This is a genomic window from Cupriavidus pauculus, assembly GCF_003854935.1.
GTDB lineage: Bacteria > Pseudomonadota > Gammaproteobacteria > Burkholderiales > Burkholderiaceae > Cupriavidus > Cupriavidus pauculus_C.
The window spans coordinates 1,551,866-1,567,979 of record NZ_CP033970.1 but is presented as its reverse complement, the minus strand read 5'-3'; the positions used below and the strand labels follow the sequence as shown (position 1 = coordinate 1,567,979).

The window sequence follows — 16,114 nt, the reverse complement described above, 5'->3', positions numbered from 1 at the left end:
AACGATGCGCGGCGTGCGCCGGTTCATCCTCGCAGCGGGCACGGGCGTGGCGATCACGCTGGCGGTGGCTGGCTGCGGCGTGGCGCCGGCCGCGATGGCGTCGCCACCGGCCGCCCGCATCGCGGTGGTCGAGCAGGACTGGCACACCGACGTCTGCCTGCGCATGGCCGACGCCGACGCCCCGCTGCAACGCCTGGCGGCCGGCTATCGCGACCCGATGTTCCTGTGCTTCGGCTTTGGCGACCGCCAGTACTTATTGGACACCGCACCTGGCCCGCTGACGCTGCTGTCGGCCCTGCTGCCCGGCGACGGCGCGATCCTGCTGACACTGCTGCGGGACACCCCGGCCGCCGCGTTCGGCGCCGACATGGTCGTGGAACTCGACATCGACGCGCCGGGCCTGGACCGGCTGCGCGCGTTCCTGACCGACGCCGTGCGCACCGACGACGCCGGCGCGCCGCGGATGCTCGGCGACGGCCCGTATCCAGGCGGCCGCTACTTTGCCGCGACGGCGCGCTACAACGGCTTCTACACCTGCAATACCTGGACGGCCGACGCGCTGCGCGCGGCCGGCATTCCGATGCACGGGCCGGTGCTGTTCGCGGGCGGCGTCATGCGGCAGGTGCGGGCGGTGCGGGCAACACAGACGGGAAGCGAAACGGCCCCCTGACAGGGGGCCGGCGAAAGCCCGATCCGGGCGGATCAGGCAGGCGGGACAGGCAGATCAGCTGCGATCGAAGCGGTCGAGGTTCATGACCTTGACCCAGGCGTTGACGAAGTCCTGGACGAACTTCTCCTTGCTGTCGTTCGAGCCGTAGACCTCGGCCACCGCGCGCAGCTCGGCGTTCGAGCCGAACACGAGGTCGACCGGCGTGGCCTGCCAGCGGACCTTGCCCGTGGCGCGGTCCTGGCCTTCATACAGGCCCGGCTGCTTTGCCGACTTCGACCACTTGGTCGACTGGTCGAGCAGGTTCACGAAGAAGTCGTTGCTCAGCGTGCCGGGACGATTCGTGAACACGCCGTGCTTCGACCCGCCGGCATTGGCGTCCAGCGCGCGCAGGCCGCCCACCAGCACCGTCATCTCGGGCACCCGCAGGTTCAGGTAGCTGGCGCGTTCCACCAGCATCTCGGTGGGCGCGCGGTGGCTCTGCTTGCCGTAGTAGTTGCGGAAGCCGTCAGCCACCGGCTCCAGCACCGAGAACGACTGCACGCTGGTCTGTGCCGCCGAGGCGTCCATCCGGCCCGGCGTGAACGGCACCTTGACCTTGTGGCCGCCCTTGCTGGCCGCTTCCTCCACGGCCGCCGAGCCACCCAGCACGATCAGGTCCGCCAGCGACACCTTCTTGCCGCTGGCCTGCTGCGCCGTGTTGAAGTCCGTCTGGATCGCCTCCAGGCGCTTGAGCACCTTGGCCAGTTCCGCCGGGTCGTTCACGGCCCAGTCCTTCTGCGGGGCCAGCCGGATCCGCGCGCCATTGGCGCCGCCGCGCATGTCGGTCACGCGGAAGGTGGCTGCCGACGCCCACGCGGTGCGCACCAGTTCCGGAATCGTCAGGCCCGATGCCAGGATCGTGGTCTTGAGCTTGGCCACGTCGTTGTCATCGACGAGCTTGTGGTCGACCTTGGGGATCGGGTCCTGCCAGATCAGGTCTTCCTTGGGCACCTCGGCGCCCAGGTAGCGCGACTTCGGCCCGAGGTCGCGGTGCATCAGCTTGAACCACGCGCGGGCGAAGGCGTCCTCGAACTCCTTGGGGTTCTCCAGGAAGCGCTTCGAGATCTTGCGGTACTCGGGGTCCATCTTCAGCGCGATGTCGGTCGTGAACATCATCAGCTTGTGGCGCTTCTTGGGGTCGTGGGCGTCCGGCACGAAATTGGCGCTCGCGTTGTTCTTCGGCACCCACTGGATCGCGCCGCCCGGGCCGCGCGTGGTTTCCCACTCGAAGCTGTAGAGCCAGGTCAGGAATTCGTGGGTCCAGCGCGTCGGGTTGGTCGACCAGGCGCCTTCCAGGCCGCTGCTGACCGTATCCACGCCCTTGCCCGTGCCGCACTTGCCGGTCCAGCCCAGGCCCTGCTCTTCCAGCCCGGCGGCGGCGGGCTCCTTGCCCACGCAGCCGGCCGGCTTGTAGGCGCCGTGTGCCTTGCCGAAGGTGTGGCCGCCGGCGATCAGCGCGACGGTGTCCACGTCATCCATGCTCATGCGGCCAAAGGTCTCGCGGATTTCCTTGGCCGATGCCAGCGGATCGGGCTTGCCGCCCGGGCCTTCCGGGTTCACGTAGATCAGACCCATCTCGCTGGCTGCCAGCGGCTTTTGCAGCGCGCCCTTGGCGTCGGTGCGCTTGTGGGCCAGCATCTTCTTCTCCGGGCCCCAGTTCACCATCTCGGCTTCCCAGTCATCGACCCGGCCGCCGGCGTAGCCGAACGTCTTGAAGCCCATTTCTTCCAGCGCGACGTTGCCGGCCAGCACCATCAGGTCGCCCCAGGAGATCTTCTTGCCGTACTTCTGTTTGATCGGCCACAGCAGGCGGCGGGCCTTGTCCAGGCCAACGTTGTCGGGCCAGCTGTTGAGCGGCTCGAAGCGCTGCTGGGCGCCGTTGGCGCCACCCCGGCCGTCGAACGTCCGGTAGACGCCCGCGCCGTGCCAGGCCATGCGGATGAAGAACGGGCCATAGTTGCCGAAGTCGGCCGGCCACCAGTCCTGCGATGTCTTCATCAGCACCGCGATGTCACGCTTCACCGCCTGCAGGTCGAGCGACTTGAACTCTTCCGCGTAGTTGAACGCCTTGCCCATCGGGTCCGACTCGGCCGCATTGAAGCGCAGCGGGCTCAGGTCCAGTTGCTCGGGCCACCAGAAGCTGTTGGGCGTCACGTCGGTCTTGGCCATCAGCGGCGTGGTGGCCAGCGCGGCAGACACCGCCACGGCGAGCATAGAAACTCTTAATGTTTTTCCGATGTTCATGGAGGAAATGACTCCTTGTAGTGGGTTGCAATTGCCGCTGCCGCCACGCAAATGAATCCATATGCGACGGCGATGCCCTGCGATCAGCGCGGGATATATCGTTGATTTCCTATTCGACTTCTGCAGATACCAGATCTGGAATGGGAGAAGCCAAGGCGACCGAACGGAAATGTTCTCGCACTCTACGAGGGCCCACGAATTGGAGCCATTCAATGATTTCAATGAAGCAAATTACCCAAATCAATTGGAAAGGGACGCGGCAAATCGATGCGGTCTCGTGGTATTGCCTGCCAACCCAATGGATACAAGGGTTTCCGGCCGGATAACCGCCTTATTCCCGGCTGAATAGGGACGCCATTTCCCCCTCGTCATCCCCAGATCGACCGGTTTCCGACAAATAATCCGAACATGATTATTGACGGTTATCAATTGCAACGTTTTGGTGAGAAGTTTCTGATGCGCCAGATACACAATTCCTAAATGCTATCGGAAATGCAAGCGCAAACAGCCAGCCGGAGAGACCGGTTATGGCGAATGGAGAACGGGATTTTCCGGCGGATCCGCCGAAGGAATGGGCTACGAATGCGACGCCCGAAGGGCAAGGCGGAAAAACAAGTAGAGCCGTCCTGACAGACGGCCCTACGTCCCCGCGTACTTTGCTGCAATTCGCCGCCTGCCCACCCTGGTGCCTCTGTGGGCGGCCATGGGCGATGTCTGGCAGGCTGGCGAGTCGGCCCGGCGGCAACCCCTCCGGTCGCTTTCTGTTCCCGACTTGTTCAGCGGGGCCGACGAGATGACATTCTGACGATGAAATATTTCGGAAATAAGAAGCGCGAAGGCACGTTACCGCACAAATGTCCGCAATCACAGACAAAGGCAACTTTAGCGGCGTCATTCAATCACTAGAATGAATCGGTCGATTCAGTCCAGTCACCCCTCACCGGAGCCGCGATGAAGCGCCACACCCATGTCGTAACAGAGACCACGGCCGACGGCCTGGCCGCCCTGCTCTACCACATCGCCCACGGCGCCAGCCAGGGCCAGCTCGACCCGGAGTTCGTGCGCAAACTGTGCAAGCGCGTGGACAAGGAAATCGAGGCCATGGAAGATGCCGACAAGCTGACGGCGCCCGACCGCGAGCGGCTGCAGCACGCCGTGTCGACGCTGCGCAATACCGCCGATGCCGAGGAAGGCGCGCTGCTGACGCGCGCACTGGAACGGCTGCGCTCGGTAGACGGGCAGGCCGCCCGGTCCGCCCCAGCCTGACGCCGGGCCAGATCCAGCCCCCCAAAGCAGAACGCCCCTCCTCCCGCCAAGTCGGGTGAGGGGCGCTTTGTTATCCGGCAGGGGCGGGGGGAAAGGCCCCGTCTGCCGGTGTCTCCCTGCTTAGAAGCGGTGACGGATACCGACGACGGCGCCGGTCTGGTTCGAACCCGGAACGACCGGGGCCGAGCTGCTCATCGACAGTGCCGACGTGCCCTTGTTCTTCGTGTAGCCAACGTTCAGGTAGGCGTCCGTGCGCTTCGAGAACGCGTAGTCGGCCGACAGCACGAACAGCCACGGGTCGTTGCCGCTGTTGTGGGTGTACGTGTAGTAGGCGGCGCCCGTCAGCGACAGGGCCTGCGTCACGCGGTACAGGCCGCCCAGCCAGTAGACGTTGTTGCGCACCGAGGCGGTCGTGGCCGAGGCCACGCCGTCGTCACGCATCCAGCGGTAGCCGGCGAACACCTTGGCCACGCCCAGGTCGTACGAACCGCCAACGGCCCAGCGCTTGACGGCGCGGTCGTCGGTGGCAACCGTGTTGCCCTGGTACTGGTCGTAGGCGGTGCCGATCGAGAACGGGCCGGCGTTGTAGGCCAGGCCGGCGCCGAAGTTGCGGCCAACCTTGTAGTTGCCCGGCACTTCGGTGCTGTTGGCGACGGTCGAATCGCGGCCCGTGCTGTAGAAGGCCGTGGCGGTCAGGCCGCCGAACTTGCCGGTGTACTTCAGCGCGTTGTCGGCGCGGCCGTTGAAGGCCGAGTCAACCGAGTTCAGCGAGTACTTCGGGCCCACGCCCATCGGGTCGTAGGCGCCGAACAGGTCGTACAGCGAGTTCTGCTGGCGACCCAGGGTCACCGAGCCGAACGTGCCTTGCAGGCCCACGAAAGCCTGGCGGCCGAACAGGCGGCTGCCCTGGCCCGACGTGCCGGTATCGATGTCGAAGCCCGACTCCAGCGTGAAGATGGCCTTCAGGCCGCCGCCGAGGTCTTCGGCGCCGCGCAGACCCCAGCGCGAACCGGACATGTTGCCCGAGCTGACCATGGCCTTGCTGCCATTGGCCGCGGCGGTACCCGAGTGGTTGGCGAATTCGATACCGGCATCGGCGATACCGTACAGCGTCACGGAGGTGGAGGACTGTGCCGACGCCACGCCGGAGAGTGCGCAGGTACCCGCGGCCGCCAGGGCAAATAGTGCTTTCTTCACTGTGAGTTCTCGTATTTGTTAAGACATTGAGATGCTTCCCGCCCACCAGCGTCAGAATCTGACCTGCGCGAACGCGCTGCCGGATTTCGAAACGATGGCCTCTGGGTGCGGGCGAATTGTTTCAGGGAATTATGAAAGCCATGTGTCTGTTGCGTCTCAGCAACGGTGGCGGATGCCCCACGTTGGGGGGAAGCGGGCGCGGCGGCCCTGCAGAATTCGGGTTTTCCCGACCCGCCTTTTGGTAGGATGCACACTTTTCTTGAACGGCATTTGACAGGTCCGTGACGGTGCGCGCGCCGGACCTGCCATGCCCGCGTCAATGTCCCTGCCCGACTACACGACCCACATCGCCCCCCGGCTGGCCCGGCTGCGGCAGCATCTGCGCCGCCCGAGCCGGCGCACCGTGCTGCTGGCCCTGGCCGGGCTGCCCGCCCTGCTCCTGCTCTATGTCCTGCTGCTGGTGCCGTTCACGCCAGGCATCAGCGACATCCGCAAGGCCAAGTCCGAGCAGCCGGCGCAGGTGCTGTCGGCGGACGGCAAGGAACTGGCGGTCTACCGCTGGGCCAACCGCGACTGGGTCAAGCTGGCCGATATCTCGCCCAATGTGGTCAATGCGCTGATCGCCACCGAAGACCACCGCTTCTACCAGCATTTCGGGCTCGACTGGCGCCGCACGGCATCGGCGGCGCTGCACACGTTCTCGGGCGACCGCCAGGGCGGGTCGACGATCACCCAGCAGCTTGCGCGCAACCGCTATCCGGACGACATCGGCCGGGCGCCCACGCTGACGCGCAAGCTCAAGGAGGCGATCACGGCGCTGAAGATCGAGGCGCTCTATTCAAAGGACGAGATCCTTGAGACGTACCTGAACACGGTGCCGTTCCTGTACAACGCGTTCGGCATCGAGATGGCCGCCCGGACCTACTTCGACAAACCGGCGGACAAGCTGGACGTGCTGGAGGCCGCCACGCTGATCGGCATGCTCAAGGGCAACAGCTACTACAACCCCGTGCTGAACCCCCAGCGCGCGCTGGAGCGCCGCAATATCGTGCTGGCGCAGATGGTCAAGCGCGGCAAGCTCGACGCCGCCCGCTACGATCAGCTCAAGAAGCGTCCGCTGCGGATCGACTTCGAGCGCCAGGTGGAGGAACCGGGCCCGGCCGCCCACTTCGCGCAGCAACTGCGCAAATGGCTGATCGCCTGGGCCGACCGCAACGACTACAACCTCTACACCGACGGGCTGGTGGTCCACACGACCATCGATTCGCGGCTGCAGGCCATGGCCAACCTGGCCGTGGCGCGCCAGGGCAACCAGCTCCAGTCGATTGCCAACGCGGCCTGGGCGCCGCGCGCCGGCTGGGCCGAAAGCCGCGCGCTGGTGCAGCAGTTCGTGCGCGAGACCCCGGAGTTCCGCGCCGCCGTGGCCGGCGGCCAGCCCGAGGCCGACGCGCTGCAGCACCTGATGCGCGACAACGCGTTCATGCAGGCGCTGCGCCAGAGCAAGACGCGCGTGCAGGCCGGCTTCCTGGCGATGGACCCCGTCACCGGCGAGGTCCGCGCCTGGGTGGGCAGCCGCGATTTCACCGTCGACGCCTTCGACCACGTGGCGCAGGCGCGCCGCCAGCCCGGCTCCACGTTCAAGCCGTTCGTCTACGGCGCCGCCTTCGCCAACGGCCAGAGCCCCGACGAGACGATCATCGACCAGCCCGTCGAGCTGAAGCTGGCCGGCGGCGAGATCTGGCGCCCCACCGACGAATCGCCCGCCACGGGCCGCGCCATGAGCCTGCGCGACGGCCTGGTGTATTCCAAGAACACGATTACCGCGCAACTGGTGCAGACCGTCGGCGCCGACCGCGTGGCCCGCCTGGCCCGCGCGATGGGCGTGCGCGAGAGCAAGCTGGACGAGGTGCCGTCCCTGGCGCTGGGCACGAGCCCCGTGTCGCTGAAGGAGATGGTCAGCGCCTACGGCTCCATCGCCAACGGCGGCCAGTACCTGGCGCCGACCATGATCACCAGCATCGCCGACCGCGACGGCAACGTGCTGGCCCGCTTCCACCCGGCATCGCCCGAGCGCGCGCTGTCGCCGGCCGCCAACGCCACGCTGCTCGACGTGATGCGCGACGTGGTGGACCGCGGCACCGGCACGGCCATCCGCACGCGCTACGGCATCCGCGCCGACGTGGCCGGCAAGACCGGCACCACGCAGGACAACGCCGACGGCTGGTTCATCCTGATGCACCCGCAGCTGGTGGCAGGCGCATGGGTCGGCTTCAATGACAGCCGCGTGACACTGCGCAGCGACTACTGGGGCCAGGGCGCCCACAGCGCGCTGCCGATGGTTGGCGACTTCTACCAGCGCGCCCTGCGCGGCCGCATCATCGACGCCCGGGCCCGCTTTGCCGAAGTCGACCAGCGCACGTGGTACTCGGGCCTGACCGATTCGGTACGCGGCTGGTATCAGAAGCTGTTCGCATCCGACACGCCCGACGAAACGGTCCCGACGCCACGCCCGGCACCCCGCCGCCCCGTGCTGCCCGCCACCGACGCCGACGCCATGCCCCCGGCATCGGCACCGCCCGCCACGACCGACAACGGTATGGCGCTTGATCCCGGCGAAGTCGTGGAAGCCGCGCCGCCAGCGGGTCAGGATGGTGCGGGGAATGGCGAGGCATCAGCGGTGCCAGCCGAGCCGGCGCCGGCGGAGATGGGGGTTGGTGGTGCTGGTGCTGGTGCTGGTGCTGGTGCTGGTGCTGGTGCTGGTGCTGGTGCTGGTGGTGGTGCTGGTGCTGGTGCTGGTGCTGGTGCTGGTGCTGGTGCTGGTGCTGGTGGTGGTGCTGGTGCTGGTGCTGGTGCTGGTGCTGGTGCTGGTGCTGGTGCTGGTGCTGGTGCTGGTGCTGGCGCGGGGGCTGGCGCGGGGGCTGGCGCGGGGGCGGGGGCTGGGGCTGGGGCTGGTGCTGGGGCTGGTGCTGGTGCCGGTGCAGGTGCCGGTGCTACCGGAGCCGGAGCCCCACCGTCGTCCGGCGCATCAACGCCCGCACCACTCTGATCGGCTCGCAGCCTCAGCCATCACCGCCGGTTTGGCTCCCCTCTCCCGCGCGCGGGAGAGGGGCTGGGGGTGAGGGCGTTGCGTGTCTGCTTGCCGATCAACGTCGCATTTTGATCCGCCGACCCTCACCCCCGACCCCTCTCCCGCAGGCGGGAGAGGGGAGAAAGACAGGGCTCGCGGCTTCGCCATCACCGCCGGTTTGGCTCCCCTCTCCCGCGCGCGGGAGAGGGGCTGGGGGAGAGGGCGTTGAGTGTCTGCTTGCCGATCAACGTGGCACTTTGAACCGCCGGCCCTCTCCCCCGCCCCCTCTCCCGCAGGCGGGAGAGGGGAGAAAGAAGAACCATCAGCCTCAGCCATCACCGCCGGTGTGGCTCCCCTCCCGCAACGCGCGAGAGGGCAGAAAAACAAAACCCGCACCAGCATCCATCACCGCCGTATCCCCCGCCGCCGCCCCTACTTCGCCACCCGCAATCGCCCCCGATGCAGCGCGCGCAGCGCCGCGTCGGACAGCGTGAGCGGGGGCTCAGGCGATGGGCGGGCCAGCAGGTAGCCCTGCGCGAAGTCGATGTCGAGGTCGCGGCAGACCACGAGGTCGTCTTCCTGTTCGATGCCTTCGGCGATCAGGCGCGTGCCGGACGTGCGCGCGAGCTTGCATAGCGCCTGCAGCGCCTCGCGCTGGAATGGCGACGCGGCCACGCCGTCGATGATGACGCGGGCGATCTTCACGTAGTCGGGTTTCAGCGCGATCCACTGGCCCAGGCTGGCGTGGCCGGTGCCGTAGTCGTCCAGCGCGAACTGCGCGCCGCGGCTGCGGATCGAGAACACGGCCTTGGCCAGCGATTCCAGCGGCCCCAGCGGGGCCTGTTCGGTCAGCTCCAGCACGATGCGGTCCGACGGCAGCCCCTGCGTCTGCAGGAACGTCCGCACCTCGTCGCGCGTGTCCTCGATGTCGCGCAGCGAATCGGCGCTGTAGTTCAAGAACAGCTTGCCGGGCAGCCGCGACGCCATGAACACGCCGATCGACACGCGCGCGGCCATCCGCTCCAGTTCGACGTGGCAGCCGGCGCGGGCGGCCTCGGCGAACAGCGCCACGGGGCTTTCCAGCGCGGTGCCGGCCGGGCCACGGATCAGCGCCTCATATCCGAAGATGTCGCCCGTCACGAGCGAGCCAATCGGCTGGAAAACCGGCCGCAGCAATCGGTGTTCGAGGCAATCGGCAATGGATGGCGTCAGGGGTCGCGACAAGGCTTGCACTCAAACTGGCTGGGAATCGTGTTGTACGAATCAGGCTATGGGCAGATGCCACTCCCACTGCAGGAGTATCGGCATTGCCCGCACCGACTTGAGTGCAACCGCGTACTGCTTTGGGAGGGTGCCCGCCCCTGCCACCCCCGGCCAGCCCCTCAGACCAGCCCCAGATCGCGCGGCCGGCTGCCCGGGAACACGCGCGCCAGCCGCGCCTCGTCCAGCCCGTACAGCCGCGCGAACAGGCCGCCCAGCACGGCCCGGTAGTCGTTGAGCACGGGGTAGTCGCGCCCCTGGTTGAGCGTCGATGGCGCCACGGCCGCCTGCTCGCCCGCCAGCCGTCCGCCGCGCACGTTGCCGCCGGCCACCCAGTAGACCGTGCCGTGGCCGTGGTCGGTGCCGCGCGTGCCGTTCTCGCGGAAGGTGCGGCCGAATTCGGAGATCGCCACCACCGTGGTCTGGCGCCACGCCGGGCCCATTTCCTCGGCAAACCCGGCGATGCCCCGGCCCAGGTTGTCCAGCAGGCCGGCCAGCTGGCCCTGCGCGCCGCCCTGGTTGACGTGGGTGTCCCAGCCGCCGACGTCGATAAAGCCCAGGTTGAAGCGGTCGCGCATCAGGCCGGCCATGCGGCGCGCTTCCTGCTCGAAGCCCCGGGCGCTTAGCGCGCGCCGGCTGGCCGCCTGCATTTCCTGCATCCGTCCGGCCATGGTGTCGCCGCCAGCGCGCATGGCCGCGTCATGGCGCCGCATGGCCTCGGCCTGCTCGGCCACGGTCTGGCGCAGCTCAAAGCCTTCGGCAATCAGTGACTCGAAGCGCGTGCCCGCGTACATGCGGGCGATGGCCTGCGTCTGCCGCGCATCCAGCGGCGCGCGGCCGTTGCCCTTCAGCGAGACGTTGGGCACGTTGACGGCGCCGGACAGCACCATCGGCAGCCCATCGGTGAACGCCACCGGCGCGGCCTGCCCGCCCATGGCCTGCGTCAGCCGGTTCAGGAAGCCGCTCCCCTGCGGCACGCCGCCGCCGTGGCCATCGCCGCCCTGCCCGGCCTCGATGCTGTCCTGGGTCTCGAAATGGCTGCGCGACAGGTCGGCGGTGCCCGCGAACGGCACGGCGGCCAGTTGCTGGCGCTGCCACATCGGCAACAGCGTCGCCCCCAGCGCGGGATGCAGCGCCCAGCCGTCCACGCCCAGCGGCAGCGCCGCCGCGGGGTCGGGCGCGGCACCGGGCGGCACCGGCGGGCGGATGGCGATGGTCGGCCGCGACGCCTGGTAGAAATCGTTGCCGGCCGGCACCAGCACGTTGGCGGCGTCGTAGCCGCCGCGCAGGAATACCAGCAGGAAGCGGGCGTCGGCCTGCGCCGGCAGCGCGAACACGCGCGATGTCACGGCCGGCAGCGCCAGCGTGATGCCCGCGTGGCCCATGGCCTGGAGCCAATGGCGTCGATTCATGGTCATGTCTCCTGTCGTGCCGTGCGCTACCGCTGCATCCATTCCGGCGAACTGAGCAGCACCGCGTTCCATTCGGGTTGCGATCCGGCCTGCGACAGCGCCTGCCGCGTGGCCGGCCCCAGCGTGCCCTCGACCAGCGTGTAGAACACGCGGTTGTTCGGCATCGGGAAACCGCGCTGTGCCGACGGCTGGCCGCTTTCGTCCTGGAACAGCCCCGCCGGCCCGCTGCCGATGGCGCGCGCGATCTCGAAGCGCTTCACGAGCTGGCCCGAACTGGCCCACGCGCTCTCCGTGAGCGGATAGCCGTCGGGCGCCACGTGGCCGTACAGCGGCTCGCCAAGCTGGTTGAGCCAGTTGATCACCGGGCGCAGGTTGGTCACGGGCCGGCCGTCGTACGCCAGGCGCATCGACGACACCACGAACACCATCGGGTCCTTGAACTTGCGCGCGCCATCGGCGGCCGCACGGTCGAACCAGCTCGATCGGAACATCGTGCGCAGCACGGCGGCGATGTCGCCGTCGGTGCGGGCGAAGGTATCGGCCATCTGCCCCACAAGCTGCGGCGGCGGGTTGTCGGCCACGAAATAGGTGGCCAGCCGGGTCGAGATGAAGCGGGCCGTGGCCGGGTCGCGCGCCAGGATCGCCACGGCCTGCTCCACCTCGGCAAAGCCGGCCGGCGCGATGGCATGGCCCAGCAGCGTCTTGGGCCCGAAATCGTGCCGGTTCGGATTGAACTCGAACAGGCCGTCCGCGCGGTACAGCGCCGCGCGCGCCGGCGCCAGCCTGGGCGGCTCGCCCCGTGCGTTGATGCCGAGCCCGGTCAGCACGCGCGCCAGCTCCTGCACGTCCTGCTGCGTATAGCGCGACCCGCTGGGCCCGCCCGCCACGCCCAGCGTATGCAGCTCCATCAGCTCGCGCGCGTAGTTCTCGTTGATGCGGTTAGCGCTGCTCTGGGCGTTGTCGAGGTATTCGAGCATGGCCGGCGCGGTCACCGTGGCCATCAGCAGGTCGCGGAACTTGCCCAGCGCGTGCGGCCGGATGGCGCGCGCCTCGAAGTCGGCCAGCGCGTAGCGGACCTGCCCCTTGCCCGCGTAGACGTTGAAATGGTTCATCCAGAACCACGTCATCTGCTCGCGCAACTGCGCCGGCGAATACAGCGCGCGCAGCAGGTGCCGGCGCGCGGTGTCCACCACCAGCTCGCGGCCCTGCCGGTTCAGCGCCTCGCGCGCCTGCTGCTTCGCGTCATCGTCGGGCAGCGTCTGGATGCGCTGGCGCTCGGCGCGCAGCGCCTGCGTCCGCTGCAGCGCGTCGCCCTCGCTGACCGGCAGCGCGGCGATGGCGGCGGCCAGCGGCGGCGGATCGGCCAGCGGCATCGCAAGCTGTTCGTCGAGATAGCGCTGGCGGCCGACGGCCTGCAGATGCGCGGCGCTGGCCTGGTCGGCGCCAAAGCTGACGGTGTTCAACCAGCGCAGGTCCGCCGCGGTCAGCGGGCCCCCGCCGCCGGCCTGATCGCCGGTGGCGCACGCGGCCAGCAGGCAGGCCGTCACCGCCAGCAGCGCCAGGCGGCCCGTGGCGCGGGCGCGCCAGCCAGATCGTCGGTCAGTCATGTGCGTCCTTGTCTCGTTGCCGCATCGTCGGCATCCCGGTTTGACGTTCGCCACGCCGGATGGTTGACCGCGCCCCGCCCCGACTCTGTTACGAAAGCTTTCCCATCCGGGTAGCGGCCGCGCGCGTATCCGCCAACAAGACCTTCAGCGCCGCCCCCAAGACCGCGACATAGCCGGCGCCGGGCCTGTCATCGGCCCGTCACAGAGCGGCCCGACAATGCGCGGCATGACACAGGCGCGGGAGCGCTGCGGCGCCGGATTGCGGCGGTGCAGCAGATTTATTCCTTGACGCCTGATTTTTCGGCGCTTCAATGAAAACGTTTTCATCCGAAGTGCGCTTTCCGAAAAGAGGAATGGATGCCCGCAACCCGTCGCGCCGCACTGCCGCCCCGCCTGGCGTCCGCCGAACCCGGCCAGGGGGTCACGCTGGCCGACGTGGCGCTGGCCGCCAAGGTGTCGCTGGCCACCGCGTCGCGCGTGTTCAGCCACCCCCAGCTCGTGCGCGAGGCCACGGCGCAGCGCGTGCATGAGGCCGCGCAGCGGCTGTCGTTCCGCCCCAACCTGCTTGGCGCCAAGCTGCGCGCCCAGCGCACGCGGATCATCGGCGTGATGCTGCCCACGCTGGACAACGCGGTGTTCGCCGAATGCTGGCGCGGCATCGAGGAATCGGCCATGGCGGCAGGCTACTCGCTGATGCTGGTCACCAGCAACTACGACCCGGCCCGCGAGACCGAGCGCGTGGAATACCTGCTGCGCCACCGCGTGGACGGCATGGTCCTGACCGTGGCCGACGCCAGCGACAGCACCGTGCTGGACCAGCTGGACCGCGAATCGGTGCCCTACGTGCTGGCCTACAACCAGGTGCCGGCGGAAGGCGCCGTGGCCGGCCGGCATTCGGTCTCCGTCGACAACCGCACCAGCGCCTGCGAGGGCGTCAACGCGCTGATCGCCGCCGGCCACCGCCGCATCGCGGTCATCTCGGGCGCGTTCACCGCGTCAGACCGCGCGCGCCAGCGCTTTGCCGGCTATGCCGACGCCATGCGCGCGCACGGCCTGCCGGTGCTCGATCCGGTCAACCTGCCGTCCCACACCGCCAGCAACGCCGCGCAGATCCGCGCGTTGATGGATGGCGGCCAGGCGCCCACCGCGTTCTTCTGCACCAACGACCTGCTGGCGATCGGCGTGATTTCAGACCTGAAGCGCCTGGGCCTGCGCGTGCCGCGCGACGTGTCGGTGCTGGGCTACGACGGCATCGCGCTGGGCGCGCTCGTGGAGCCGCCGCTGGCTACCGTGGTGCAGCCCAACGCCGACATCGGCGCGCACGCCATCGGCGAACTGCTGCAGCGGCTGGAAGCCGTGCCGCCCGCCGCCAACGGCCACGCTACGCTGCTGCCGCATGCGATACGAATCGAGGGCACCGTCAGTGCGCCCGCAATGCCTGCCTGATCCAACCACCGGTCCGACTCGACCGACCTCTACCAGGGAGCCTCACATGCCGAAGCAATCCTTCTGGCGCCGTCCGCTGCGCTGGCTGGCCGTCACCGCCACGTTTGCCGCCTTCAGCCAGGGCGTGGCCGCGCAGACCGCCATCTGCTACAACTGCCCGCCCGAATGGGCGGACTGGGCCGCGCAGATCCGCGCGATCAAGGAAAAGACCGGCGTCACCGTGCCGTTCGACAACAAGAACTCGGGCCAGTCGCTGGCGCAGCTTGTGGCGGAAAAAGCCGCCCCGGTGGCCGACGTGACCTACCTGGGCGTGACGTTCGGCATCCAGGCCAAGGCCGACGGCGTGACGCAGCCGTACAAGCCCGCGCACTGGGCCGACATCCCCGACGGCCTGAAGGACCCGCAAGGCAACTGGTTCGCCATCCACTCGGGCACGCTGGGCTTCATGGTCAATGTCGATGCGCTGCGCGGCAAGCCGGTGCCGCAGTCGTGGGCAGACCTGCTCAAGCCCGAGTACAAGGGCCTGATCGGCTACCTGGACCCGGCCAGCGCGTTCGTCGGCTACGTGGGCGCCGTGGCCGTGAACCAGGCCATGGGCGGCACGCTCGACAACTTCGGCCCGGCCTTCAAGTTCTTCCGCGACCTGCAGAAGAACCAGCCGATCGTGCCCAAGCAGACCGCCTACGCGCGCGTGCTGTCCGGCGAGATCCCGATCCTGCTCGACTACGACTTCAACGCGTACCGCGCCAAGTACAAGGACCGCGCCAACGTGGCCTTCGTGATCCCGAAGGAAGGCTCGCTGGTGGTGCCGTACGTGATGAGCCTGGTCAACAACGCCCCGCACGCGGCCGAGGGCCGCAAGGTGCTGGACTTCGTGCTGTCCGACCAGGGCCAGGCGCTGTGGGCCAACGCCTACCTGCGCCCGGTGCGCAACGTGCCGATGCCGGCCGACGTGCAGGCCCGCTTTCTGCCCGCCGCCGACTACGCGCGCGCCCGGCCCGTGGACTTCGGCAAGATGGCCCAGGTGCAGAAGGCGTTCAGCGACCAGTACCTGAAGGAAGTCCGCTAGCCGCGGCACCCGCGATGACCCGCCGATCCCCCGCCCTGTTCCTGTTCGCGCTGCCCGCGCTGGTCGTGTTCCTGGCCTTCTTCTGCCTGCCGATGGCGCGGCTGATCGAGGTCAGCCTGACGGGCAAGGACGGCGCGGGCGTCTATGTGACCGTGCTGACCAGCGCGCGCTACCTGCACAGCCTGATGGTGACGGTGGTGCTGTCCGCGCTGGTGACGCTGGCCACGCTGGTGATCGCGGGCATCGCCGGCACCTTCCTGCAGCGCCACCGCGTGCCGGGCAAGCCGGTGCTGGTGGCCATGCTGACCTTTCCGCTGGCGTTCCCCGGCGTGGTGATCGGCTTCATGGTCATCATGCTGGGCGGCCGCAACGGGCTGCTGGCCACCATTGGCGACGCGCTGGCCGGCGAGCGCTGGACCTTTGCCTACGGGCTGGCCGGGCTGTTCGTCGGCTACCTGTACTTCTCGATTCCGCGCGTGATCCTGACCGTGATGGCCGCCGTGGAAAAGCTCGACCCCTCGCTGGAGGAAGCGGCCCGCTCGCTGGGCGCCGGCCCGTGGCGCGTGGTGCGCGACGTGATGCTGCCCGCGCTGATGCCGGCCATGCTGTCCAGCGGGGCGATCTGCTTTGCGACCAGCATGGGCGCGTTCGGCACGGCGTTCACGCTAGCCACGCAGCTCGACGTGCTGCCGCTGACCATCTACAACGAATTCACCAACTACGCCAACTTCGGCATGGCCGCCGCGCTCTCGATCCTGCTGGGCGCGGTCACGTGGGCCCTGCTGGCGCTGGCGCGCTGGTACTCCGGCGATGCCGTCGCCGCCACGGCCTGAGGAC

Annotated in this window: 11 protein-coding genes; 6 read left to right on the top strand and 5 right to left on the bottom strand. The window is 68.6% G+C overall.

Translation table 11 applies throughout. The annotated features are described in order from the left end of the window. The first annotated feature begins 4 nt into the window (after positions 1-4). Positions 5-670: a DUF2459 domain-containing protein gene (locus EHF44_RS25100; RefSeq protein ID WP_124686385.1), complete on the top strand. Its 666-nt coding sequence runs from the start codon at positions 5-7 to the stop codon at positions 668-670. A 54-nt stretch (positions 671-724) separates the two neighbouring features. Here the strand turns inward: EHF44_RS25100 and katG are convergent, their stop codons facing one another. After that, positions 725-2,953, bottom strand: a complete 2,229-nt coding sequence (katG, locus tag EHF44_RS25095; RefSeq protein WP_124686384.1) for a catalase/peroxidase HPI — start codon at positions 2,951-2,953, stop codon at positions 725-727. Positions 2,954-3,904: 951 nt separating this feature from the next. On the opposite strand from katG, the gene EHF44_RS25090 reads away from it, so the two are divergent. Beyond that, on the top strand, positions 3,905-4,219 hold the full coding sequence (locus EHF44_RS25090) for a hypothetical protein (RefSeq protein ID WP_124686383.1): 315 nt from the start codon (positions 3,905-3,907) through the stop codon (positions 4,217-4,219). 120 nt (positions 4,220-4,339) lie between these two features. Here EHF44_RS25090 and EHF44_RS25085 read toward each other — a convergent pair whose 3' ends face one another. Further along, positions 4,340-5,416, bottom strand: coding sequence for a porin (locus EHF44_RS25085; RefSeq protein ID WP_124686382.1), 1,077 nt, complete (start codon positions 5,414-5,416; stop codon positions 4,340-4,342). Between the two features lie 307 nt (positions 5,417-5,723). Between EHF44_RS25085 and EHF44_RS25080 the strand changes: the two genes are divergently transcribed. Next, a complete protein-coding gene (locus tag EHF44_RS25080; protein ID WP_437340337.1) occupies positions 5,724-8,462 on the top strand; it encodes a penicillin-binding protein 1A in 2,739 nt (912 codons plus the stop codon). A gap of 453 nt (positions 8,463-8,915) precedes the next feature. Here the strand turns inward: EHF44_RS25080 and EHF44_RS25070 are convergent, their stop codons facing one another. The 3 genes from EHF44_RS25070 to EHF44_RS25060 all read right to left on the bottom strand — a co-directional run bounded on the left by EHF44_RS25070 (position 8,916) and on the right by EHF44_RS25060 (position 12,762). Next, positions 8,916-9,707, bottom strand: a complete 792-nt coding sequence (locus EHF44_RS25070) for an EAL domain-containing protein (protein ID WP_253700208.1) — start codon at positions 9,705-9,707, stop codon at positions 8,916-8,918. 158 nt (positions 9,708-9,865) lie between these two features. After that, positions 9,866-11,155 carry a DUF1501 domain-containing protein gene (locus tag EHF44_RS25065; protein WP_124686381.1) on the bottom strand — a complete coding sequence of 430 codons (1,290 nt, stop codon included), beginning with the start codon at positions 11,153-11,155 and terminating at the stop codon, positions 9,866-9,868. 26 nt (positions 11,156-11,181) lie between these two features. Next, positions 11,182-12,762 carry a DUF1800 domain-containing protein gene (locus tag EHF44_RS25060; protein WP_124686380.1) on the bottom strand — a complete coding sequence of 527 codons (1,581 nt, stop codon included), beginning with the start codon at positions 12,760-12,762 and terminating at the stop codon, positions 11,182-11,184. 357 nt (positions 12,763-13,119) lie between these two features. Between EHF44_RS25060 and EHF44_RS25055 the strand changes: the two genes are divergently transcribed. The 3 genes from EHF44_RS25055 to EHF44_RS25045 are packed head-to-tail and all read left to right on the top strand — an operon-like array spanning position 13,120 to position 16,110. Beyond that, positions 13,120-14,208, top strand: a complete 1,089-nt coding sequence (locus EHF44_RS25055) for a substrate-binding domain-containing protein (RefSeq protein WP_124686379.1) — start codon at positions 13,120-13,122, stop codon at positions 14,206-14,208. Positions 14,209-14,254: 46 nt separating this feature from the next. After that, the gene (locus EHF44_RS25050; RefSeq protein WP_124686378.1) at positions 14,255-15,277 is read left to right on the top strand and encodes an ABC transporter substrate-binding protein; all 1,023 of its coding nucleotides are present in this window, start codon (positions 14,255-14,257) and stop codon (positions 15,275-15,277) included. A 14-nt stretch (positions 15,278-15,291) separates the two neighbouring features. Then, positions 15,292-16,110, top strand: a complete 819-nt coding sequence (locus EHF44_RS25045) for an ABC transporter permease (protein ID WP_124686377.1) — start codon at positions 15,292-15,294, stop codon at positions 16,108-16,110. Positions 16,111-16,114: the final 4 nt, after the last annotated feature.

Bases quoted from the DNA above. Each gene is read 5' to 3' on its own strand.
- EHF44_RS25100 (WP_124686385.1), top strand. From the start codon at position 5: ATGCGCGGCGTGCGCCGGTTCATCCTCGCAGCGGGCACGGGCGTGGCG.
- katG (WP_124686384.1), bottom strand. From the start codon at position 2,953: ATGAACATCGGAAAAACATTAAGAGTTTCTATGCTCGCCGTGGCGGTG.
- EHF44_RS25090 (WP_124686383.1), top strand. From the start codon at position 3,905: ATGAAGCGCCACACCCATGTCGTAACAGAGACCACGGCCGACGGCCTG.
- EHF44_RS25080 (WP_437340337.1), top strand. From the start codon at position 5,724: ATGCCCGCGTCAATGTCCCTGCCCGACTACACGACCCACATCGCCCCC.
- EHF44_RS25065 (WP_124686381.1), bottom strand. From the start codon at position 11,155: ATGAATCGACGCCATTGGCTCCAGGCCATGGGCCACGCGGGCATCACG.
- EHF44_RS25060 (WP_124686380.1), bottom strand. From the start codon at position 12,762: ATGACTGACCGACGATCTGGCTGGCGCGCCCGCGCCACGGGCCGCCTG.
- EHF44_RS25055 (WP_124686379.1), top strand. From the start codon at position 13,120: ATGCCCGCAACCCGTCGCGCCGCACTGCCGCCCCGCCTGGCGTCCGCC.
- EHF44_RS25050 (WP_124686378.1), top strand. From the start codon at position 14,255: ATGCCGAAGCAATCCTTCTGGCGCCGTCCGCTGCGCTGGCTGGCCGTC.
- EHF44_RS25045 (WP_124686377.1), top strand. From the start codon at position 15,292: ATGACCCGCCGATCCCCCGCCCTGTTCCTGTTCGCGCTGCCCGCGCTG.